This window comes from Streptomyces sp. 8K308, from assembly GCF_004348315.1.
Classification (GTDB): Bacteria; Actinomycetota; Actinomycetes; order Streptomycetales; family Streptomycetaceae; genus Streptomyces.
In genome coordinates this window covers 1-20406 of record NZ_SMKC01000100.1, presented here as the reverse complement: position 1 = coordinate 20406, position 20406 = coordinate 1, and the positions used below count along the sequence as shown (strand labels likewise).

21 protein-coding genes are annotated in these 20406 nt (G+C 73.5%); 6 read left to right on the top strand and 15 right to left on the bottom strand.

Features of this window, described 5'->3' with window-relative positions:
• Positions 1-215: 215 nt before the first annotated feature.
• Together E1265_RS16360 and E1265_RS16355 are read left to right on the top strand one after the other, a co-directional pair.
• Positions 216-1010 (top strand): VOC family protein, encoded by a 795-nt coding sequence (locus E1265_RS16360; RefSeq protein WP_132931045.1) that lies wholly within the window; start codon positions 216-218, stop codon positions 1008-1010.
• A 152-nt stretch (positions 1011-1162) separates the two neighbouring features.
• Positions 1163-1381, top strand: a complete 219-nt coding sequence (locus tag E1265_RS16355; protein WP_132931044.1) for a hypothetical protein — start codon at positions 1163-1165, stop codon at positions 1379-1381.
• Here the strand turns inward: E1265_RS16355 and E1265_RS16350 are convergent.
• The gene (locus E1265_RS16350; protein WP_243740841.1) at positions 1364-2254 is read right to left on the bottom strand and encodes a phosphatidylinositol-specific phospholipase C/glycerophosphodiester phosphodiesterase family protein; all 891 of its coding nucleotides are present in this window, start codon (positions 2252-2254) and stop codon (positions 1364-1366) included. The two genes, E1265_RS16355 and E1265_RS16350, sit on opposite strands and share 18 nt — an antisense overlap.
• A gap of 155 nt (positions 2255-2409) precedes the next feature.
• Here E1265_RS16350 and E1265_RS16345 point away from each other — a divergent pair, with 155 nt between their 5' ends.
• Positions 2410-3036, top strand: a complete 627-nt coding sequence (locus tag E1265_RS16345) for a histone deacetylase (protein ID WP_132931042.1) — start codon at positions 2410-2412, stop codon at positions 3034-3036.
• A gap of 193 nt (positions 3037-3229) precedes the next feature.
• Here the strand turns inward: E1265_RS16345 and E1265_RS16340 are convergent, their stop codons facing one another.
• The 6 genes from E1265_RS16340 to E1265_RS37040 all read right to left on the bottom strand — a co-directional run bounded on the left by E1265_RS16340 (position 3230) and on the right by E1265_RS37040 (position 10829).
• Complete coding sequence (locus tag E1265_RS16340) at positions 3230-4702, bottom strand: FG-GAP-like repeat-containing protein (RefSeq protein ID WP_132931041.1); 1473 nt, start codon at positions 4700-4702, stop codon at positions 3230-3232.
• 147 nt (positions 4703-4849) lie between these two features.
• The gene (locus E1265_RS16335; RefSeq protein WP_132931040.1) at positions 4850-5992 is read right to left on the bottom strand and encodes a MarP family serine protease; all 1143 of its coding nucleotides are present in this window, start codon (positions 5990-5992) and stop codon (positions 4850-4852) included.
• 193 nt (positions 5993-6185) lie between these two features.
• On the bottom strand, positions 6186-6596 hold the full coding sequence (locus tag E1265_RS16330; RefSeq protein WP_132931039.1) for a DoxX family membrane protein: 411 nt from the start codon (positions 6594-6596) through the stop codon (positions 6186-6188).
• A 142-nt stretch (positions 6597-6738) separates the two neighbouring features.
• Positions 6739-7515, bottom strand: a complete 777-nt coding sequence (locus E1265_RS16325) for an ABC transporter permease subunit (protein ID WP_132931038.1) — start codon at positions 7513-7515, stop codon at positions 6739-6741.
• Positions 7512-8426 carry an ATP-binding cassette domain-containing protein gene (locus E1265_RS16320; protein ID WP_132931037.1) on the bottom strand — a complete coding sequence of 305 codons (915 nt, stop codon included), beginning with the start codon at positions 8424-8426 and terminating at the stop codon, positions 7512-7514. Before E1265_RS16320 ends, E1265_RS16325 begins: the two co-directional genes overlap by 4 nt.
• Positions 8427-8537: 111 nt before the next feature.
• Entirely contained in the window at positions 8538-10829 is a 2292-nt protein-coding gene (locus tag E1265_RS37040; RefSeq protein ID WP_165953767.1) for a hypothetical protein, read from the bottom strand.
• A gap of 275 nt (positions 10830-11104) precedes the next feature.
• On the opposite strand from E1265_RS37040, the gene E1265_RS16310 reads away from it, so the two are divergent.
• Positions 11105-11638 carry an NUDIX domain-containing protein gene (locus tag E1265_RS16310; protein ID WP_132931036.1) on the top strand — a complete coding sequence of 178 codons (534 nt, stop codon included), beginning with the start codon at positions 11105-11107 and terminating at the stop codon, positions 11636-11638.
• On the opposite strand, the gene E1265_RS16305 is transcribed toward E1265_RS16310, so the two are convergent.
• The 4 genes from E1265_RS16305 to E1265_RS16290 all read right to left on the bottom strand — a co-directional run bounded on the left by E1265_RS16305 (position 11639) and on the right by E1265_RS16290 (position 14831).
• Positions 11639-12304: a response regulator transcription factor gene (locus E1265_RS16305; protein ID WP_132931035.1), complete on the bottom strand. Its 666-nt coding sequence runs from the start codon at positions 12302-12304 to the stop codon at positions 11639-11641.
• Complete coding sequence (locus tag E1265_RS16300; protein WP_243740840.1) at positions 12301-13443, bottom strand: sensor histidine kinase; 1143 nt, start codon at positions 13441-13443, stop codon at positions 12301-12303. The genes E1265_RS16305 and E1265_RS16300 overlap by 4 nt, the downstream gene beginning before the upstream one ends.
• A gap of 61 nt (positions 13444-13504) precedes the next feature.
• A complete protein-coding gene (locus tag E1265_RS16295; protein ID WP_132931033.1) occupies positions 13505-14308 on the bottom strand; it encodes a hypothetical protein in 804 nt (267 codons plus the stop codon).
• Positions 14295-14831, bottom strand: coding sequence for a sigma-70 family RNA polymerase sigma factor (locus E1265_RS16290; protein ID WP_132931032.1), 537 nt, complete (start codon positions 14829-14831; stop codon positions 14295-14297). The genes E1265_RS16295 and E1265_RS16290 overlap by 14 nt, the downstream gene beginning before the upstream one ends.
• 225 nt (positions 14832-15056) lie before the next feature.
• Here E1265_RS16290 and E1265_RS16285 point away from each other — a divergent pair, with 225 nt between their 5' ends.
• Positions 15057-15362: a hypothetical protein gene (locus E1265_RS16285; protein WP_243740839.1), complete on the top strand. Its 306-nt coding sequence runs from the start codon at positions 15057-15059 to the stop codon at positions 15360-15362.
• 136 nt (positions 15363-15498) lie between these two features.
• On the opposite strand, the gene lpdA is transcribed toward E1265_RS16285, so the two are convergent.
• From lpdA to E1265_RS16265, 4 genes are all read right to left on the bottom strand, one after another.
• Positions 15499-16908 carry a dihydrolipoyl dehydrogenase gene (gene lpdA, locus E1265_RS16280; protein WP_132931031.1) on the bottom strand — a complete coding sequence of 470 codons (1410 nt, stop codon included), beginning with the start codon at positions 16906-16908 and terminating at the stop codon, positions 15499-15501.
• 27 nt (positions 16909-16935) lie between these two features.
• Positions 16936-17367 carry a DUF6256 family protein gene (locus tag E1265_RS16275; protein WP_132931030.1) on the bottom strand — a complete coding sequence of 144 codons (432 nt, stop codon included), beginning with the start codon at positions 17365-17367 and terminating at the stop codon, positions 16936-16938.
• A 9-nt stretch (positions 17368-17376) separates the two neighbouring features.
• A complete protein-coding gene (locus E1265_RS16270; RefSeq protein ID WP_132931029.1) occupies positions 17377-17631 on the bottom strand; it encodes a DUF6186 family protein in 255 nt (84 codons plus the stop codon).
• 79 nt (positions 17632-17710) lie between these two features.
• The gene (locus E1265_RS16265) at positions 17711-18691 is read right to left on the bottom strand and encodes an AsnC family transcriptional regulator (RefSeq protein ID WP_243740838.1); all 981 of its coding nucleotides are present in this window, start codon (positions 18689-18691) and stop codon (positions 17711-17713) included.
• Between the two features lie 84 nt (positions 18692-18775).
• On the opposite strand from E1265_RS16265, the gene E1265_RS16260 reads away from it, so the two are divergent.
• Positions 18776-20203, top strand: a complete 1428-nt coding sequence (locus tag E1265_RS16260; protein ID WP_279571435.1) for an MFS transporter — start codon at positions 18776-18778, stop codon at positions 20201-20203.
• Positions 20204-20406: the final 203 nt, after the last annotated feature.

Genomic DNA, 20406 nt, shown 5'->3' with positions numbered 1-20406 from the left:
GGGCACAGCTTCGTGCTGTGGATCTGCGCGCCGCACTGCCCGCTCAGGCGGTGAAGGGGCCGTCGTCTACGAGGTCCGCGGGGCTCGCCTCGTTCTCGCAGGTCGTGGGCGGGCGGTCCGCTCGCCGTGCCGATCGCCCCACCGCTGACTAGCGTGGTTGTAGGGGTGTGAGTGACAGGAGCGACAAGGAGCGGGGGGAGAGGGGAACGAGGGACATGACTGCCTACCCCGAGGGCGCGCCCTGCTGGGCCGACGTCACGCTGCCCGACATGGAGGCCGGCAAACGGTTCTACGGCGAGCTCTTCGGCTGGACCTTCGAGACCGGCCCCCAGGAGTACGGCGGGTACACCCAGGCGTACTCGGACGGCGAGCCCGCCGCCGCGCTGGCCCCCCAGATGCCGGGGCAGAACGACGTGCCGCCGGCCTGGACCGTCTACTTCGACACGCCTGACGTCTCGGCGACGGCGGGGCGGATCAGGGACCACGGCGGCGAGACGCTCATGGGCCCGATGGAGGTGGCCCCGTTCGGCAGCATGCTGATGGCGCGCGACCCCGCGGGGGTGCGGTTCGGCGTGTGGCAGGAGGGTACCCACCACGGCTTCGGCAAGCGCGACGAGCCGGGTGCCTTCTGCTGGGCCGAGGTGCACACCAGGGACGCGGCCAGGACGGACGAGTTCTTCACCACCGTCTTCCCGATCGACGCCAAGTTGCTGGAGAGCACTGCCGAGATGGACTACGCGGTGTGGATGATCCACGGCGAGCCGCGCACCGGCCGCTACCGGATCCCCGCCGACGCGCCGGCCGAACTCGCCCCGCACGTCGAGGTGTACTTCTCGGTGGCCGACTGCGACCAGGCGGTGGCAAACCTTCAACGCCTCGGCGGGCGGCTGGTCCGGGGGCCGATGGACAGCCCCTACGGACGGTTCGCCGCGGTCACCGACCCGCAGGGCGCCAGTTTCGCGCTGATCGACACCTCGACCACGACCGGCGAGCCCGCCGGCACGGTCTGAGGGGACGCCAGGGGGCGGGGTAACCTTTCGCCGGCCATCACTCGAACGAGTGGGGTAGGCGGGGTACTCCCGCCCGAATTCAGGGGCGAGTGCCGGTTGGGTGGCGTCCGCTTGACGACGGTCTTACGTGGGGCCGGGCTAGGTTGGGGATCATGGCCAAGCCCCATGTCATCAGCGTCCGGTTCGAGGGCGGTCCCCGGCACGGGCGCACCGTCGACCTCGTGATCACCGGGCAGGCGCTGCTGCCCCTGATGCTGGCCGCCCGGCAGGAGGGCGCCGAGGCGACCTCCGCCGGCCTCTACGAGCTGCGGACCACCCAGGGCGGGGACACCCGTTACACCTGGATCGACGACCTACCGGTCCGCGCCTGAGCGGAGGAAGGACTCGAGCCCGGCGAGGTCGTCGGTGTTGAGGTGGTCGACGTCCGCGGCCACCAGTTCGCTCCAGATCGCGTCCCTGGCCGGCCCGGGGGTGTCCGGGGTGGCCCAGAAGCGCACCCGCTGCCGGGCGGCGTGGGCGCGGCCCACGATGTCGCGGAGCAGGCGCCGTTCGGCCGGTGGTATCGGACCCTCGCCCAGCCAGCGGAAGCTGCTGTTCCAGTTGGAGCTGATCAGGGGGATGAACGAGGCGGGCGCGGCGGTGCCGAGGTCGTCGAGGCGGCCGTCGTAGAAGGCGTGGCGCGTGCGCTCCTCGGTCATCGGCAGCCGGGAGGCGCGGTCGCCCGAGATCACCGCCGTGACGGCGCGGGTGTGGACGCGGGTGGCGGTGGCCGAGCTGAGGATCGAGTGGTACGGGCGGAGCCGGCGGGAGAGTTCGCGGTAGGTGGGGTCGCCCGCGGTCTTGATGTCGATCAGCAGCTGCAGCGGGACGCGGTGCCCGGCGTGGACGGACCCGCCGTTGGCCCGCACCCTTGCCAGCAGCGGGTCGAGGTAGAGCGCCTCCAGGGTGCGGGCCGGGTCGAGGTCGACGGCGTCGTGGGCGACCAGCAACTGGCCGTCCACCAGCCAGATGTCGGCCTCCACGCTGGTGAAGCCGTGGTCGAGCGCGTCGAGCAGCGGGCGCTCGTGCTCGTAGTCGTTGTGCGCGTGGGCGCGGCGCAGGGGCGCCGGGCCGGTGCCCGGCCGGTGCCGCGGCCGGTGCTGGGCCGCGGCGGGGGTGGCGGCGAGGCCGGTGGTGAGCGTGGCGGCGGTCAGGGTCAGCGTGCCCGCCGTGCCGATGGCCTGGCGGCGGCTGAGGTGCGTCACGATTCCTCCCGAGACGGTGTCGCGGCGAGTATCGAGGGAGGCGGCGGGAATTGGCAGGGGCTGCGGCGGTCGACGGGGAAGAGTTCGCCGAGACATCACCGGGCCGTGGCCAGGGCGCGCCGGACCGCGTCTGGTATGCGGCCTATGGCTCGAACATGTCGTTGGCGAGGCTCGCCCGTTATCTGCGAGGCGGCGTCGCGCCGGGCGCGGCGCGGGCGCATCCCGGCTGCCGCGACCCCCGCCCGCCGGAGCGGTCGGTGCCGGTGACGCTGCCAGGGCTGCTGTACTTCGCCACCCGCTCGCCGGTGTGGGGCGGCGGGCGCGCGTTCTACGACCCTGGCGTGGCGGAGGAGGAGACGCCGGCCAGGGCCCACCTGCTGACGCTCGGTCAGTTCTCGGACATCGCGGCGCAGGAGATGGGCCGGGCGCCGGGCCGTGACCTGGCCCTGGGCGACGGGCTGCTGCGGCCGGGCGGCAGCGCGCGGCTCGGGCCCGGGCGGTACGAGACGCTGGTGTGCGCCGGGGAACTCGCCGGGCTGCCGGTGCTGACGTTCACCGCGCCCTGGGACAGCGGGGACGTGCCGTGGCTGGCGCCCTCGGCGGGTTACCTGCGGCAGCTCGGGGACGGTCTGGTCGAGGGGCGCGGCTGGTCGCCGGCGCGCGCCGCGCACTACCTGGCCACCCGCCCGGGCGCGCGCGGCCACTGGGACCCGGCCGCCGTGCGGGCGCTCCTCGACACGCCCGCCGAGTGGCCTGCCGGCCGGGGCCGGCCATGGTCGTGAGGGGATCGGGCGGGCCCGTCTGCCGGTTGGCCTGTCGGCCGGGCTTGGCCAGGGGTGGTCGGGTGAGCTTGCCTGTTGGTCGGTCGGTGCGGGTGGTCTGCCGGCTGGCGGCGGCCATGGTCGTCGGCGGGGGTGATCGGGCGGGCCCGCCTGCCGGCAGGCCATGGCATGGTCCGGCGGGTCGTGCCGCCGGTCAGCCGGAGAAGGCCGTACCCAGCTCGGGTGGGTACTGGGCGGTGGTGGCCAGGCCGGTGGCGGTGGCGCCGATGCCGATGGAGCCGGTGGCGGTGATGCCGGTCGCGGTGGCGGGCAGCCACATGAAGCCGCCGGCGCCCTCGTCCTCGCCTGGCACGCCGATGGCCAGGTCGGCGCGGCCGTCGCGGTTCCGGTCGGTCAGCGAGACGGCGTTGCCGAGCCGGTCGTTGGGCTCGGCGCCGCCCGGCACGTCCGCCGTGTTCTGGTGCAGGGGGTAGGAAGTGGTGGTGTCGAGCCCGGCCGCCGAGCCGTGGAAGACGGTGACGGCGCCGGCGAAGGTCGCCGTGCCGATGTTCTCCTGGTCGGCGCCGACCACGAGGTCCGCGTGGCCGTCGCCGTCGATGTCCCCGAGCGCCACCGAGGCGCCGAACTGGTCCTCCGGCTCGGCGGCACCCGGCACGCCCGCGGTGTTCTGGTGGATGACCACCGGCGCGCGGGAGGTGGCGAGGCCGCCGGCCGCGCCGTAGGTCACCGTGACGTTGCCGCCGCGCGAGGTGCCCTGGAACACGCCGTCGGGCTCGCGTGGATGGCCGGTGACGACGTCGGCGCGGCCGTCGCCGTCGATGTCGCCGACGGCGGCCGAGGTGCCGTGTCCCGCGAGGCCGGCGTAGGTGCGGCGGGCGGCGGAGCCGGGGGAGAGGTAGACGGCGTTGCGGAAGTAGTCCCGGGCGGTGAGGTTGTCGCCGCCGACCACCAGGTCGTCGGTGCCGTCCCCGTTGATGTCGCCGGCGGCCAGGGTCGCGACGCCGGCGAGGCTGTCGGTGAGCGCGGTGGCCGCGAAGCCGGCGGGGGCGGCCGAGAAGCCGCTGCCGCCGCGGTGAATCCAGACGTCGTTGGTGCCCTGCTGGCCGACCGCGAGGTCGTCGACGCCGTCGCCGTCGAAGTCCCCGGCGGCCAGGCTGCCGCCGAAACCGGTGAGCCCCGGGGACGCGGGGGTGGCCAGCGCGGTGCCGCCACCGAGCCCGCTCGCGCCGCCCCACAGCACGGTCACCGCGCCGACGTCCACCCCCTGCGCGGTGTCCTCGCCGGGGGCGCCGACCGCGAGGTCGGCGCGGCCGTCGCCGTCGAAGTCGCCGGCGGCGAGCGCCGCGCCCCAGGCGTCGCCCTCCTCGGAGGCGCCGGGCACGCCAGGGCCGCTCTGGCTGGTCAGGGTGGTCGCGGCGGCCCTGGGCGCGCCGGCCGAGCCGGGCACCACGACCACGGCGCCGGCATACTCCTGGCCGTCGACCGGGGCGTGCGGCGCGGCGATCGCCAGGTCCCGGTAGCCGTCCCCGTCGAAGTCGTCCCGCACGCCGGGCGGCGCGGCGCCGGCCGGGGTGGCGGTCAGCGGGACGACGCCGGCCGCGGTGGCGACGGTGGCGACGGCGAGGACGAGGGTGGCGCGGGCGCGGTGACGCGGCGACGTACGCAACGAGCGGCCTCTCGGTCGGGCGGACCGTGGCGGTGGCCGCGAGCGCGTTCACCCGCTTCACTCGGGATCACCCGAGGTTCACCCCACGGACAGTCAGCCCTTCAGACCGACGAGGTGGGCGTGAGGTTGCCCCGGCGGGCCTCTCCGTCAGGCCCCGGCCTGGAGGTAGGGGCGTATCTGGTCGGCGGTCAGCACATAGCCGGTTTCCTGGTCGGTGACCGAGCGTGCGAACACCATCCCGAAGACCTGGCCGTCCGTGGTGAGCAGCGGGCCGCCCGAGTTCCCCGGGCGGACGAGGCCGCGGATGGTGTAGATGTCGCGGACGACGACGCTGTCGCCGTGGATGTCCTGGCCCTGGGCGTTGGTCCGGCCGGCCACGGTGGCCGCGCGCACGTCGAGCCCGCCGTTCTCCGGGTAGCCGGCGACGACCGCGGGGTCGCCCGTGCCGGCGTCGTCGGCGAGGGCGAGCGTGGGCGCGGTGAGGCCCGGCACGTCGAGCACGGCCACGTCCACGTCCGGGTCGGAGAGCACCACGGTGGCCGGCAGGTGCTCGCCGACCCCGCCTATCTGCACGGAGACGGCGCTGGCGCCGTCCACCACGTGCGCGTTGGTCAGCACCCGCCGGTCGGCGAAGACCCAGCCGCTGCCCTCCTGGCCGGTGAGTCCCGAGGAGGCGGCGATCTTGACCGTGCTGTTCTGCGCGGCGGCCACGGCGGCCTGCGTGACGTTGTCCCCGGAGGGCGCGGGCACCTCGGCCGTCGGCGCGTTCTCGAACGGGTTGAAGACCTGCGGGAAGCCGGCGTCCGTCAGGGCGCCCGTGGCCCGGCTGAACCAGGTGGGCGCCTGGGCCGGCATCCGGTCCTGGACGCCGCCGAGCACCCGCGACTCCTGGACCGCGCGGTTGAGCCCGGGGGAGGGCGTGGGTATCAGGGCGCTGGCCACGATCCAGGCGACGAGCAGCAGCGCCACCGCGTTGAACGCGGCGCCGCCGACACCGTCCAGCCAGCGCACCGGCGCCCAGTGCAGCCGGTCGCGCAGCCGCATGGCCAGCGGCCAGGCCAGCGCCTGGCCGATCGCGGCCGGGACCAGCACCACGAGCAGTGCCACCAGGGTGGCGGCGGCCGAGCCCGGCTCGACCGCGTCCACGACGAAGGGCAGCAGCCACACGCCGAGGACGGCGCCGCCCACGAAGCCGGCCAGCGAGATCACGCCGGCGATCAGGCCGCGCTGGTACCCGGAGAGGGCGGCCAGGACGGCGCCGAGCAGCAGCACGACGTCGAGCAGATTCACCTGGCACCCCCCTCCGCCGCTCCGGCGGGCTTGTTCGTCCTGTTCGTCGGGATATGGAACGTCGGATGATGAACGGAGGAGGGGGGCCGGTGGTTCCCGGACCGATCGAATCCGCGGACCCGGACAAGCGGACCCGGACAAGCGGACCCGGACAAGCGGACCCGGACAAGCGGACCCGGACAAGCGGCCCGGATCAGAAGGCGGGGCCCGTGAGGGTGAGGCCGAGCCGGTGGCCGGCGATCGAGAAGAGGCCGAGCAGCGTCAGCGCGGCGCCGGCCAGGGCGACGTCCTTGAAGAAGTGGATCATCTCGTTCTGGCGAGCGGCCGGGTCGCGCTCCTTCCAGAAGGCGTGCATCAGCAGCGCCGTCGGCACCAGGAAGACCAGCAACAGGAGCGCGCCGAGGTCGGCCCAGATGCCGAACAGCACGCTGATCGAGCCGAGCAGCAGCAGGACGCCGGAGCCGAGCACCGCCAGTTGCGGCGCCGGCACGCCCTTGGCGCCCGCGTAGCCGGCCATGGCCCTGCTCTGGGTGAGATGGCCGAACGCCGAGTTCAGGAACGTGGCGACGAAGAGAATCCGGCCGATGAGGACGAGGACGTCCATGGAGCACCTCCGGACGGGAGATGGTTGTTGAATTCTGGACGGTTCTGCTGGCGGCCAGGCCGGTCGTTCTCCCACTGTCCTGCGGAGCCGTTCGCTCGGCAAGCAGAGACGGGCGCCCCAGGCCGCCCTCGCCCCGGTCGCGTCACACGTCGCGGCGGTGGAGCAGGGTGGTGGCGGCGAGCAGGGCCAGGGTGGTGTAGCCCGTGACCAGGAGCAGCGAGGGCCAGGCCGGGAGGGATCCGACGGCCTCGGCCGTGGCGTCCGAGGTCTGGATCAGCTTCTCCAGCGCCGCCGTCGGCGAGACGCCCGCCACCCAGCGCTCCGCGTCGCCGAGGAGCGGGCCGAGCAGGGACGGGAGCAGCAGCAGGGCGAGCACCGCGGTGATCGCGCCGGCCGCGTGGCGCAGCAGGGTGCCCACCGCGAGTCCGAGCAGGCCGGCGACCGAGAACGCCGCGGCCACGCCGAGCAGCGCCGGCATCGGCTCGCCCTGCGCGTACTCGGCGCCCAGCATCGCGTCGCCGACCAGGTACGCCGCCGTCGTGGCCGGCAGCGCCAGCGCGTACAGCAGCGCGGCGACCAGGGTGCCCTTGGCGGCCAGCACCGTGCCGCGGCGCGGCACCGCGGTCAGGGTGGCGCGCATCGTGCCGCTGCCGTACTCGCCGCACACCACCAGCGCCCCCAGCACGGCGGCCAGCATCATCGCGGGCACGCTGAAGGAGAGGCTGCCGCCGAGCACCGTGTCGTCCGGTTGGAGGCTGCCCGTGGCGGCGACGATCGCCGCGCCCGGCACCGGCAACACGGCGGTCGCCGCCGTGGTCCACACCAGGGAGCGCACGCTGCGGTACTTGATCCACTCGGCCGCGAGCGCCCGCCGGAACACCGTCACGGCCGGCGACGCCGTGGACGTCGTCGCGGTCACCTGGCCACCTCCGCGCGGTACTCGGCGGCCGGCGCGGCCATCGCGGAGTAGATGTCCTCCAACGACGAGTGACGCGGGGCTAGTTCGTGCAGCGCCAGCCGATGCTCGCGGGCCAGTTCGCCGATCGTCGCCGCGTCCAGGCCCTCGACCAGCCAGCCGCCGCGCGCGTCGAGCCGCACCGTCGCGCCCGCGGCGGCCAGCACGTCCCTCATCCGCTCCGCCTCCGGCGTCCGAACCAGCGTCCTGACACGGGAGTTGGACTCGATGAACTCCCGCATCCCGGTGTCGGCGAGCAGCCGTCCGCGGCCGATCACGATGAGGTGGTCGGCGGTCAGCTCCATCTCGCTCATCAGGTGGCTGGAGAGCAGGACCGTCCGGCCCTCGGCGGCCAGCGAGCGCATCAGCCCCCTGATCCACCTGATCCCCTCGGTGTCCAGACCGTTGACCGGCTCGTCGAGCAGCAGCACCTCGGGGTCGCCGAGCAACGCCGAGGCGATGCCGAGGCGTTGGCCCATGCCGAGTGAGAAGCCCCGGGTGCGCCGGCGCGCCGTGGCCGGGTCGAGGCCCACGGTGGTCAGCACCTCGTCCACCCGGCGGCGCGGGATGCCGTTGCTGGCGGCCAGGCCGGCCAGGTGGGCGTAGGCGGAACGGCCGCCGTGCACGCCCTTGGCGTCCAGCAGGGAGCCGACCACGCGCAGCGGCGCGGCCAGCTCCCGGTAGCGCCGGCCGCCGAGCCACACCGCGCCCGAGGTGGGCGCGTCGAGGCCGAGTATCAGCCGCATGGTGGTGGACTTGCCGGCGCCGTTCGGGCCAAGGAAGCCGGTGACGCGCCCGGGTCGGACGGTGAAGGAGAGCCCGTCCACGGCGGTGCGCTCGCCGTAGCGCTTGGTCAGTTCGGATACCTCGATCATGCCGCCGACGCTAGGAGCCGGCGGCCGGGACGTCGTCCGCCGGCGGGAGTCGGCCGGTACCGTGCCGGGAGTAGGCCGGGAGTAGGCCGGGAGTAGGCCGGGAGTAGTGGCTCAGCCGCCGGCGCGGCGGTCGTTCGGGTTGTAGGGCGGGACGTAGCGGCCGGGTTCGACGCCCGCGGTGCGCCAGTCGTCGACGATGCCGAGCCGGTCGCCGAGGTCGTTGAGCCCCTGGTCGGTGACGGCGCCGGCCCGCTCGTACAGCGTCTCGTCGAACTCGGGGAGCCGGTGGTGTGCGCCGTTCGCGTTGGCGGCGTCCACGGCGGCGGCCGTGATCATGCGGGCGGTCACCTGCTGGTTGAGGAAGCCCTCGTCCAGCTCGTAGTCGCCGTGCTGGGCGGGCGCCTGCGCGGAGTAGGTGGGCATCAGCGGCACGCCGGCCGAGTAGCCGGCGGCCATCAGGCCGAGCGGCACCTGCAGCGGGCCCGACGGCACGCTCGCGGCCCACAGGGCGCCGCCGATCGAGGAGTTGGTGAGGCTGGTGATCAGCGTCTGCCGCTGGTCGCCGCTGGCCTGCTCGATGGCGTGGTGCTCGCCCCAGTTGACGAGCTGGGTGAGCCGGCCGATGTTCTCGAACGTGTTGGTCGGGCCCATCGCCCCCTCGGCGCCCGCGTAGTGGTCGTAGGCCATCTGGTACTGGACGCTGTTCACGCCGGCCTTGAACGCCTCGTTGACGCTCTCGTCGGTCCGCGCCATCAGCCCGAAGACGTTGTGGCGGTCCCGCTCGGAGAAGTAGGCCGCGGTGTCGGTTCCGAAGCCGGCGACGTCGCCCAGGTTCATCAACGCCGCGTCGGCGAGCGCGCCCTGGAGCATGGTGTGGTCGCTGAGGCCGAGCGCCGACATGTTCGACGGGCCCTCGCCGAGCACCTCGTCCTGGTGCGCGCCCGCGAACCGCAGCACCTCGCGCCCGGCCTCCAGGTAGGGGGCTGCGGCCGCGCTGTCCCGGTCGACGCCGGCCGGCACGGTGGTGCCGCCGCGGATCAGGTCGGCGGCCCCCGCCGAGTCCTCCCACTGCTGTAGCAGCAGCGCCTCACGGAACTCCTGGTCGGTCAGCAACTCGGCCGAGACGCCGCCGTTGAGCGCGGCGGCCTGGAGCAGGCCGCTGCTGCCGGTGTTGGCCACGAAGTCGGAGGTGGCCATCCCGTACTGGAGGGAGGCGCGGCGTTGGATGTCGACGGCGGCGCGCGCCAGGTCCTCGCTGAAGGCGTCGCCGGACGCGACGGTGGCGTGGGACATCAGCCCGCCGAAGGCGTTGAACCGCTCCAACTCGTCCTGGAAGGCGCCGCCCGCCAGGCCGCCGTCGGCGTACAGCTCGCCTTCGCGGTAGTCGTAGACGAACGGCAGGACCGCCTCTGGCAGCCGGTCCCGGTCGCGGTCCGGGTCGAGGCCGCCGAGCTCGGGGTTGGTGAGGATGGCGAGACCGTTGGCGAGGTCGAGCTTGGACTGGCTCCAGCCGTCGAGGGCGCCGAGCCTCAGCAGCGCGTCGGTTCCGAGGGTGTCGTAGAAGGCGCCGAGGTAGGCGCGTTCGGCGCCGGTGAGCCGGCGGGAGGCGGCATCGGTCGGGTTGTTGGCGTCGCCGAAGAGCGCGTCGGCGATGCCGCTGACGCCGGCGGTGTACATCGCGAGCAGGCGCTCGTCCGGGTCCTCCTTGCCCAACTCCTCGGCCAGCCGCTCCGCGGCGTACTCGGCCATGCCGTCCGTGGTCCACAGGCCGAGCGGTCCTGCCAGGTCGTAGCCCATCGACTGGAGTTCGACGCCGTACTCGGTGAGCCGGCCGCGATAGGCCTCGATCGCGTCCTCGATCTCCTCGAACGCCGTGGTGGCCTCGGCGGCGGCCTTCCGCAGGTGCTTCTCCCTGATCCGACCGGCGAGTTCGGGCGGCAGCGCGTACTGGTGGCCGCCGCCGGTCGTCGTCGGCAGGACGGTCAGGCTCTCCCCGCCGTGGCTGACGGTGAGCGCCGGCGGGTCGCCCTGGCCGCCGTCGAGGCCGGCCACTGCGCCCTGAAGCGCCCTCGTCCAGCCGTTCCACTCGTTCACAGAGGCCCGGTTGTGCCGCTCCAACGCGTCGTTCAGCTGGCCGTCCGCGAAGATCAGGTCGCTCACCTCGTTCGCCGTGTCGATGGCCTGGTTCATCGCCCTGACCAGGGTGCGGACCACGCCGTCGATGTCCTCGCCGTTGCCCTGGAGGCCGGCCGCGGTCTCCTTGACGCGGCCCTCGCCGTCGACCAGGGAGCCGCCGTCGAGGCCGCCCGCGTCCGAGGCGGCCCGGCTGGCCGCCTCGGCCAGCTCGCCGGCGTCGGCCGCCTCGCCGGCCGCCCGCGCGTAAACGGCGGCCGTTTCCGCCATGTCGTCCGGGTTTATCTCAGCGGCGAATTGTCTTTGTCGGGTCCATGGCTTTTTTCCGGCCTCCCTCTCCGTGTCTTCGGCGGTGAAAACTAAAGCGGACATTGCGACCCTTTTCTGCGACTGTCCGGTAATCGCGGAACCCTAACTTTTTACTAACGTGTTCCTGACGTCAACTCGGGTCGAATGCCGCGTTCGAGGCATGGTTGCCACTGGTGAAATGGCGGGTTGCGCTCTGGAATACTCGACGTGAGAAAACGAGGAAGGGGCGGAACCGTATGCGGTGGAAGACATTTGGCGAGCGCGAGATCTATACGAACCACTGGCTCAAGGTGTGCCTCGTCGATGTCGAGTTGCCGGACGGACAGCGTTTCGAACACCACGTCGTGCGACTGCGGCACCTGGCCGTGGCGGTGGTGGTGAACTCCCGCCGTGAGGTGCTGATGATGTGGCGCCACCGCTTCATCACCGAGGCCTGGGCCTGGGAGCTGCCGATGGGTCTGGTGGAGGCCGACGAGGCGCCGGCCGAGGCCGCGGCGCGCGAGGTCGAGGAGGAGACGGGCTGGCGGCCGGGGCCGATGAAGCCGCTGCTCTACGCCGAGCCGGCCAACGGGATCACCGACTCCCAGCACCACATCTTCCGGGCCGAGGGCGCCACCCACATCGGACCGCCCACCGAGCTGAACGAGTCGGACCGCATCGAGTGGATCCCGATCGAGAAGATCCGCGGCATGATCGACCGCGGCGAGATCGTGAGCGGCGCCACCCTCAACGGGCTGCTCTACCTGCTGATGGACGAGGGCGTCAGGTAGTCACCGCCCGCCGGGGCGCACCAGGCCCGTCTCGTAGGCGAGGACGACGAGTTGGGCGCGGTCGCGCGCTCCCAGCTTGGTCATGGCGCGGCTCACGTGCGTCTTGGCGGTGAGCGGCGACATCAGGAGCCGGGCGCCGATCTCGTCGTTGGACAGGCCGCCGGCCACCAGCGCCACCACCTCGCGCTCCCGCGCGGTCAACGGCGCGAGCCGGCCGGCGCCCTCGGCCAGCGGCGTGCGCAGCCGGGCGAACTCCTCGATCACGCCCCGGGTCACCGCCGGCGACAGCATGCTCTGGCCGGCGGCCACCGTGCGGATCGCGTCCCGTAGCTCGGCCGGCTCGATGTCCTTGAGCACGAAGCCGGCGGCGCCGACCCGCAGCGCCTCGAAGACGTACTCGTCGGCGCCGAAGGTGGTCAGGACCAGCACCCGGACATCGCCGAGCGCCGGGTCGGCCGCGATCCTGCGGGTCGCGGCGAGGCCGTCGAGGCGCGGCATCCGGATGTCCATCAGCACCACGTCGGGCCGGGTGGACCGGACCGCCTCCACCGCGAGCGCCCCGTCCGCCGCCTCCGCGACGACCACCAGGTCGTCGGTCAGATCCAGCAACGCCCGGAAGCCGGCACGCACCACGGCCTGGTCGTCGGCGAGCACCACGCGGATCACGGCGTCACCTCCTCGGCCACGCGGGCGCGCTCGGCGGTCGGCAGGCTGGCCCGCACCCGGAAGCCGCCGGCCGGGTGCGGGCCGTGGTCGAGGGTGCCGCCGACCGCGGCGGCCCGCTCGCGCATGCCGAGCAGGCCGAACCCTGGCGGCCCGGCCGCGCCCGGCCTGCTCGGCCCCTCGTCGAGCACCTCGACCGTGAGCCGGCCGTCCTCCTTGTCGACGACCGACACGGCCGCGTGCCGCGCCGCGGAGTGCTTCACCACGTTGGTCAGCGCCTCCTGAACGATCCGGTACGCCGCGAGCCCCACCATCGGCGGCAGCGCCCCGCCCGCCCCCGAGCGGCGCAGCGTCACGCGCAGCCCGCCGCCCGACAACCGCTCGACCAGCTCCGACAGTTGGTCGAGGCCGGGCGCGGGATCCACCGGGACGGCGGCGTCCGCCTCGCGCAGCACCCGCACCGTGGCGCGCAGCTCGGCCACCGCCTCCCGCCCCGACTCCCGCACCTGCCGCAGCGCGGTCCTGGCCACCTCGGGCCGCCGGTCGAGCGCCTCGAGCGCCACCCCGGCGTGCACCGTCATCGCCGAGACGGTGTGCGCCACGATGTCGTGCAGCTCGCGGGCGATGCGCATGCGCTCGGCGCGCACCCTGCGCTCCGCCTCGCGCTCCCGCTCGACCAGCGCGTGGCGCGCCAGCTCGCGCCGCCCGCGCACCACCTCGCCGAGCAGCAGCGGCACCAGCGGCACCGCCATCTCCAGCACGGGCGACGGCACGGGCCGTCCGGCCTCCTGCCCCGAGATCACCGCCGCGGCCCCCGCGACCAGCGCCGCGAAGACCGCCACCCGCACCGTGCGGCGACGGTCCCCGCCCAGCGCCACGAAGTAGAGCGCCACCATCGCCGGCAGGTTCAGCAGCTCGCCGAGATGCCCGTGCAGCGTCCAGGCGACACAGCCGGCACCGGTGACCGCGGCCGAGACCCCCGGCCGGACGCGGTGCGCGAGCAGCCCGGCGAAGGAGACGGCGTACACCAGCCAGCTGAACCAGTCGTCCTCCCGCGACCCCGGCACGTTGGACGCCAGGTCGGCCGCGGTGAGGCACCCGACGCCGAGCGAGAGCGCGAGGGGATACGTGAACGTCCGCACCCGCACCACGGTAGGCGCGCCGCCCGGCCGGCGGGTACGACGAGGGGAGTATCCGACCGGATTACCGCACGGGCTCGGCCTCGCCCTCCGGAACGTCCTCGTCCAGTATCTCCTCGAGCGTCCGCTCGTCCACCGCCCAGGCGGTGATCTCCCGCTCGGACTCCCGGAACAGCACGTTGGCCACGCAGGTGCCCGGCACGTCGTCGGACAGCCGCACGGTCCATCCGGTCAACCCGTGCTCCGCCTGGAGCCGGTCGACGAGCGCGGGCAGGTCCGCCATCAGGAAGCACTGGTCCGGCCCGAACGCGACCGATTCCTCGACCGCGAGCCGGAACTCGGCGATCCGGTGCTGCTCCTCCGTCACACCGACGTAGAGCACCTCGTCGTACTCGGCGCAGACGCCCGTGGTGCCCGGGCGGACCACGATGAGGCCCTCGTCGTTCACGCACGGAGTGAGCGGTGTGTCGGCCACCACCGACTCCCACGTCTCCTGCTCGACCAGCAGCCCCCGGCAGATCGCGTCCAGATCGTCGGTGGCGGCGTTGAAGGTGGTGCTCATGTAGGGCAGCGGATCGGACTCGGGGATCGGCCGATAGCCGCCCTCGGGCGCCATGCAGCGCACCAGCGTCGAGTCCACGACCGCGCCCTCGCCGGTGGCCAGCACCACGGCCGCCGTGGCCGTGCCGACCGTCACGGCCACGGCCGTCGGGATCACCACGAGCCGCCGCAGCCGGCTCTGTCCCGCGCGGCGCCGCGCGGTGGTCAGCAGGTGCGGGCCGGCCGGTCCCTCCGGATCCGGAAGCCGCTCGTCCCGCACCGGGTCCGCGGCCTTCAGCGCCGCCTTGAGTCGTTCATCGCCGAGCATGTGCGAGTTTCCCTTCGCCGTCGTTCAGGGGGATGTCGAGTGTGGCCAGCTGGGGCCTGAGCCGCTGCCGCGCCCGGTGCAGCCGGGTGGCGACCGCGCCGGCGCTGACGCCGAGCAGGGACGCGATGTCACCGTGGGACAGGTCGTCCCAGTAGGCGAGCCGGAGCACCTCGCGGTCGGCCTCCGACAGTTCGGCCAGCGCCGCGTCGAGATCGGGCACGCCGGTGTCGAAGGCCGGTGCGGGGCGGGGCTGTTCGGCCACCCGGTACAGCAGCCGCTGCCAACGCCGCTGCGAACGCGCCTGGTTGGCCAGCACGTTGCGCGCGGCGCCGAGCAGCCACAGCAGCGCCTGGTGTTCGTCGTCCGGCAGCTGCCGGCGCCGCCGCCACGCCACCGCGTACACCTCGGACACCGCGTCGTGTGCCGACGTCTCGTCGGTTCTCCGCAGGCAGTACGCCGTCACCCGGCGCAATGTCGACCGGGCGAGCCGGTCGAACCGATCGGCTAGTTCGTCTGAGTCCATGCCCGGCAATGTCCGGCACCCCCGCGTCCATTACACATCCCCGAACAAACCAGCGAGCCGCCGGAGCCGTGCTGGGCAGCGGCCGTGAACCACGCTGGCGGCATCAAGCACTCAGCGGAGGCGCCGCCGTTTGCCGTCGCGCCATCGACTCGTAAGGGGTGACGCCCGGAACGGCCGAGCGGATCGGGCGGTGTCCAGTGGATCACCGTGTGGGTTAATCGGCGCGTGAGTTACTTCATGTACGACGTCATGGGCGGGACGGTCGACGAGCCTGACCCGGAGAGCATGCGACGAGTGCTCGACGGTCTGGCGCAGGCCGATGACGAGCACCCCGACGTGTCGCTGACCCACGAGAGCGGGTGGTGCCTCAGCGCGTTCCGCGGCGGTCTGCTGGTCTGGGAGAACCCGGACGACGACTCGGTGGATCCAGCGGAGATGCGCGATGTCGCCCGCGATGAGGTTCTCCGGCTCTTCGGGCTGCTGGCGGCGGGTGACGTCCCATCGGTTGGGGCGCTTCCCTGGCAGCGGTGACCGGCCTCACCGCCAGCTCCTCACCCAGAGGAGGATCGTCCTGACGCTCTGCCCACCGCACGAGCTGAAGACAGCGGCGCCGTTCCCCGGTCAGGGGACGGCGCCGCCGGACAACGGACCGGTCTCGGATCCGGGGTCACATGTTGATCATGTGCCCGGCCAGGCCGTGGATCGCTTCCTTGACGGCCTCGCCCAGGGTCGGGTGGGCGTGGACGTTGCGGGCTACCTCGTGGACCGTGAGGTCCCACTGCTGGGCCAGCGTCAGCTCGGGCAGCAGCTCGGTCACCTCGGGGCCGATCAGGTGGGCGCCGAGCAGTTCGCCGTGGGTGTTGTCGCTGATCACCTTGACGAAGCCGGTGGGCTGGCCGAGGCCGTGCGCCTTGCCGTTGGCGGTGAAGGGGAACTTGGCGACCTTGACGTCGAAGCCGCGCTCCCGCGCCTGCGCCTCGGTGTAGCCGAAGCTGGCGACCTGCGGCTGGCAGTAGGTGGCGCGCGGGATCATCACGTAGTCGAGCTCCATCGTCTCGGCGTCGGCGATGGTCTCGGCCGCGATCACGCCCATGGCCTCGGCGGCGTGCGCCAGCATCAGCTTGGCGGTCACGTCGCCGATGGCGAAGATGTGCGGCACGTTGGTGCGGCAACGCCCGTCGACCGCGATGGCGTTGCGCTCGGTCAGCGCGACGCCGGTGGTCTCGAGGCCGTAGCCGGTGACTCGGGGCGCGAAGCCGATGGCCTGGAGCACCTTGTCGGCCTGGAGGACCTGCTGCTCGCCCTTGGCGTTGGTGACCGTGACCTTGACCGGCGCCGCCGGGTCCGAGTCGTCGATGCCGTCGACCCGGGTCGAGGTGAGCACCTCGATGCCCAACTTCCGGTACTGACGGGCCAGTTCCTTGGAGACGTCGGCGTCCTCGAGCGGCACCATGCGGTCGAGGAACTCGACGATCGTCACCTTGACGCCGTAGTTGTGCAGCACGTACGCGAACTCGACGCCGATCGCGCCGGCGCCCGCGATGATGACGGAGCCCGGCAGCTCCTCGGTGAGGATCTGCTCCTCGTAGGTGACGACCCGGTCGCTGAGGCTGGTGCCGGGCAGCAGCCGGGTGGTGGCGCCGGCCGCGATGATGCAGTGGTCGAAGGTGACCGTCTCCGTGCCACCCGCGCTGAGCGAGACCTGGAGCGTGTGCGGGTCGGTGAAGGTGCCGCGGCCGTCGTACTCGGTGATGCCGTTCTTCTTCATCAGGTAGTGCACGCCCGCGACGCGGCCGTCGGCCACCTTTCGGCTGCGCCGGAACGCCTCGCCGTAGTCGAAGCTCACGCTGCCCTCAACCCGGATGCCGAAGGTGCTGGCCTCGTGGGTGAAGGTGTGGGCCAACTCGGCGTTGCGGAGCAGCGCCTTGGAGGGGATGCACCCGACGTTCAGGCACACCCCGCCCCAGTACTTCTCCTCGATGACGGCCGTCCGCAGCCCCAGCTGGCTGGCGCGGACCGCGGCGGTGTAGCCGCCGGGCCCCGCGCCCAGGACGACGACGTCGTAGTGCGTGCTCATGAAACCTTCACGCCCTCTTTCGCGCTCTCAACGGTTCGGGTGGTCGGGATGGTGTTTCTGCCCCTCCCATGACACCACGCCGCCGTTCGGCCGCCCGCGCCGCCTGGGTCGTGACCGCCAGTAAAGCAGCTTCAAGAACACCCAGCTCATGCTGAGGAACAGTGGGTAGGCGATGGCCATCAACGAGAGCGTGCCGGTGAACGCCTGCCACACGAAGGTGCCGTTGTGCCGGGCGATGCCCCCGTAGTAGCCCACGATCACGAGCATCAGCAGCAGCCAGCCGCCGACGAAGGTGCGGGCGAGCTGGCGGGCGAACTCCGGCCAGCCCCACCGCTCCGGGTGCCGCCGGTGCGGCCGGCCGTCCGGCTCCTCGCGCAGCAACCGCACGCCCACCCGGAGGTAGATCATCACCAGCGCGTAGATGACCGCGACGGAGCAGACGGCGATCCAGTCTCCCATGGCGGTCGGCTAGCCCACGGGGCCCGGGCCGCGGAGCAGGAAGTGCCAGTTCTGGACGAAGGCGTGCCAGCCGAACCACAGCCACGCGGTGAACAGGGCCCAGCGGCCGAACTGGTGACGCATCGCGGCGCCCATGGCCTGGCTCAGCGTGGGGTAGGAGTCGACGGGGTGCAGCAGGCCGATGCCCTCCCAGGCGAAGAGGGCGGCGAACAGGACGGCCCAGACGATGTATCCGACCTGGGCGTGATGTGGCATTTCGGACATGGTGGCATGGTGCTGCACTCGGCCCCGTCGCCGTGGGATTTACGGCCGCGAGTGCGACGCGCCTCGGGCCACGCGTGCCCTAGCGCCAGTCATGGGGCGAGCGGGACGCGGGGCCGCGGGGCACGATGCCCTTGACCACCCGCATCGAGGGCGAGATCTCCATCCGCTCCACGGCCGGCAGGGCGGCGACCCTGGTCGTCACGTACCGGTAGAGCGAGACCGCGTCGGTGCAGTTCACCGAGGCGACGAGGTTGCTCTCGCCGGTGATCGCCGCGCAGAACGCCACCTCCGGGTGGGCCGCGAGGGCGGCGCCCGTTTCGGCGAGCCGCGCCGGCGGGACGGTCAGCCACACGCAGACCCGGGCCGCGAGGCCGAACAGCAGGAAGTCGGTCTCCAGGTCGAAGTAGAGGGTGCCGTTGGCGCGCAGCTCCGCGAGCCGCCGCCGGACGGTGGCCGGCGACCAGCCGGTGGCCGCCGCCAACTCGGGCACCGGGGCCCGCCCGTCCTTCCGCAGGGTGGCGAGCAGCCGGTGGTCCTGCTCGGTGAGGCCGGCCACCGGCTCGGGCGGCGGTCCAGGCTCGGGCGTGCGCAGCCGTTCGACCTGCGCGGGGGCGAGCGTGCCGAGCTTGCCGACGAGGGTCTGCGGTCCGCCGAAGAACGTGTGCAGGAGACAGTGCGCGGTCACCCCCGTCACGTGCCGGCTGTGCGGCAGCCGGTCGAGCAGCGAGCCGCCGGAGCCGACCCGGACGTTGAGCACGATCTCCGTCCCGCCGGAGACGAGGCTCACCCACATGGTGTCCTCGCGCCTGGCCAGCGCCTCCGCCAGGTCGGCCGCGGCGCTCGGCGCGCAGCCGACCCGCACCGCCCAGTGGGTCGCGCCGAACGCCGCCGGCCAGGTCATGCCGACCACCTGCAGGGCGCCGGCGGACCTGAGCCGTGCGTAGCGGCGGGCCACCGTCTGGTCGGAGACGCCGAGCGTCTCGGCGATGAGCGTGAACGGCGCCCGGCCGTTGAGGTGGAGCGCCTGGGTGATGTGACGGTCCAGCGTGTCGAATTCCACCTGAACAAGGCTAGGTGATGTCGGGAAAGACCAAACCAGCGCCGATGTCTAGGGGATCGCGTCCCCGCTGTCCAGTCTTGTGGCGTGTCTGAGAGAAACGAGAAGTGGTGGCCGCTGGCAGCGGTCTGCCTCGGAAACCTCATGCTGCTGATCGACGTCACCATCGTCGTCACGGCCCTGCCGCGGATGGCCGAGGACCTGGACGCGGGCCTCACCGACCTCCAGTGGGTGATGGACGCCTACGCGCTGGCGCTCGCCGCGCTGCTGATGGCCGCCGGCGCGGCCGGCGACATCTTCGGCCGCCGCCGGGTCTACGTGCTCGGCCTCGCCGCGTTCGCCCTCTCGTCGCTGGCCTGCGCGCTGGCGCCGGGAGCTGAGGTGCTGATCGCGGCGCGGGCGGTGCAGGGGCTCGCGGCCGCGGCCATGTTCGCGACCAACGCGCCGCTGCTGGCCGCCGCCTACTCGGGCCGGGACCGCGGCGTCGCGTTCGGCGTCTGGGGGGCCGTCAGCGGCGCGGCCTCGGCGCTGGGCGTCCTGCTCGGCGGGGTGCTGACGGAGTACCTCGCCTGGCCGGCGATCTTCCTCGTCAACCTGCCGGTGAGCGCGCTCACCATCGCGCTCACCTGGCGGTACGTCCCCGAGTCGCGCGGCGGCGCGTCGGCCGGCGTCCGCGTCGACTGGCCCGGCACGGTGGCCTTCACGCTGACCGCCGGCACCCTCACCTACGGCCTCATCCGGGGCGGCGAGGAGAGCTGGACCGACGGCCTGACGCTGCTGTCCTTCACGGTGGCGGCGCTCGCCCTGGCGATGTTCGTGTGGGTGGAACGGCGGTCCGCGCATCCGCTGCTCGACCTGCGGCTGATGCGGCAGCCGTCGTTCGCCGCGCTGATGGTGGCCGGCATGGTGCTGACGGCGGCGGCCTTCGCGCACTACGCCTTCACCATGCTGTGGCTCCAGGACGCGCTGGGCCTCAGCCCGGTGCGGGCGGGCCTCGCGGTGGTGCCGATGGCGGCCGCGGCGTTCGTCGTCGCGGGCGCCGGCGGCCGGCTGCTCCAGCGGGTCCCGCCGTGGGCGGCGGTCAGCGGCGGGCTGCTGCTGATCGGCGTCGGGGTGCTCGCGCAGACCGCGATCTCGGCCGGCTCGTCGTGGACCGTGCTGGTGCCGGGCCTGGTCGTCACGGGCGTCGGGGTCGGGGTCGCCATCCCGGTGCTGGTCTCGGCGGCGCTCGCCGCGGCGCCGCCGGAGCGGGCCGGCATGGCGAGCGGGGCGGTCAACACCTTCCGGCAGCTGGGCTTCGCTCTTGGGGTGGCGGTGCTCGGCACGATCTTCGGGGACCGGGTCGCCGCGACGGGCTCCTTCGCGGCGGGCCTCGACCGGGTGTACCTCGTCGGCGGCCTCGCGGCGGTGGCCACGTCCGTGGTGGTCGCCGCCGTGGCCCGCACGACGGGCGCCAGGCCCGCGCCGCGACCGCACCCCCAGGTCCCGACCCCGGCGGGTGCCTCGGCGCGCTGAGGGTTTTCCCCAGCCACCCGCCCTTTCCCGGGGGCGGCCGGTGGGCGAGCCGGCCGGAGCGGCACACGGCCCCCGGCGCCTCGGCGGCGCAGCCGCCGCCGGCGGCGGGTGGCGCCGGCGGCGGGTGGCGCCGGCGCTCACGCGGCGCGGGCCGGCAGTCCCGGCCGGCGGTGTCCCACGACGCGTACGGTGGCGCTCGATGG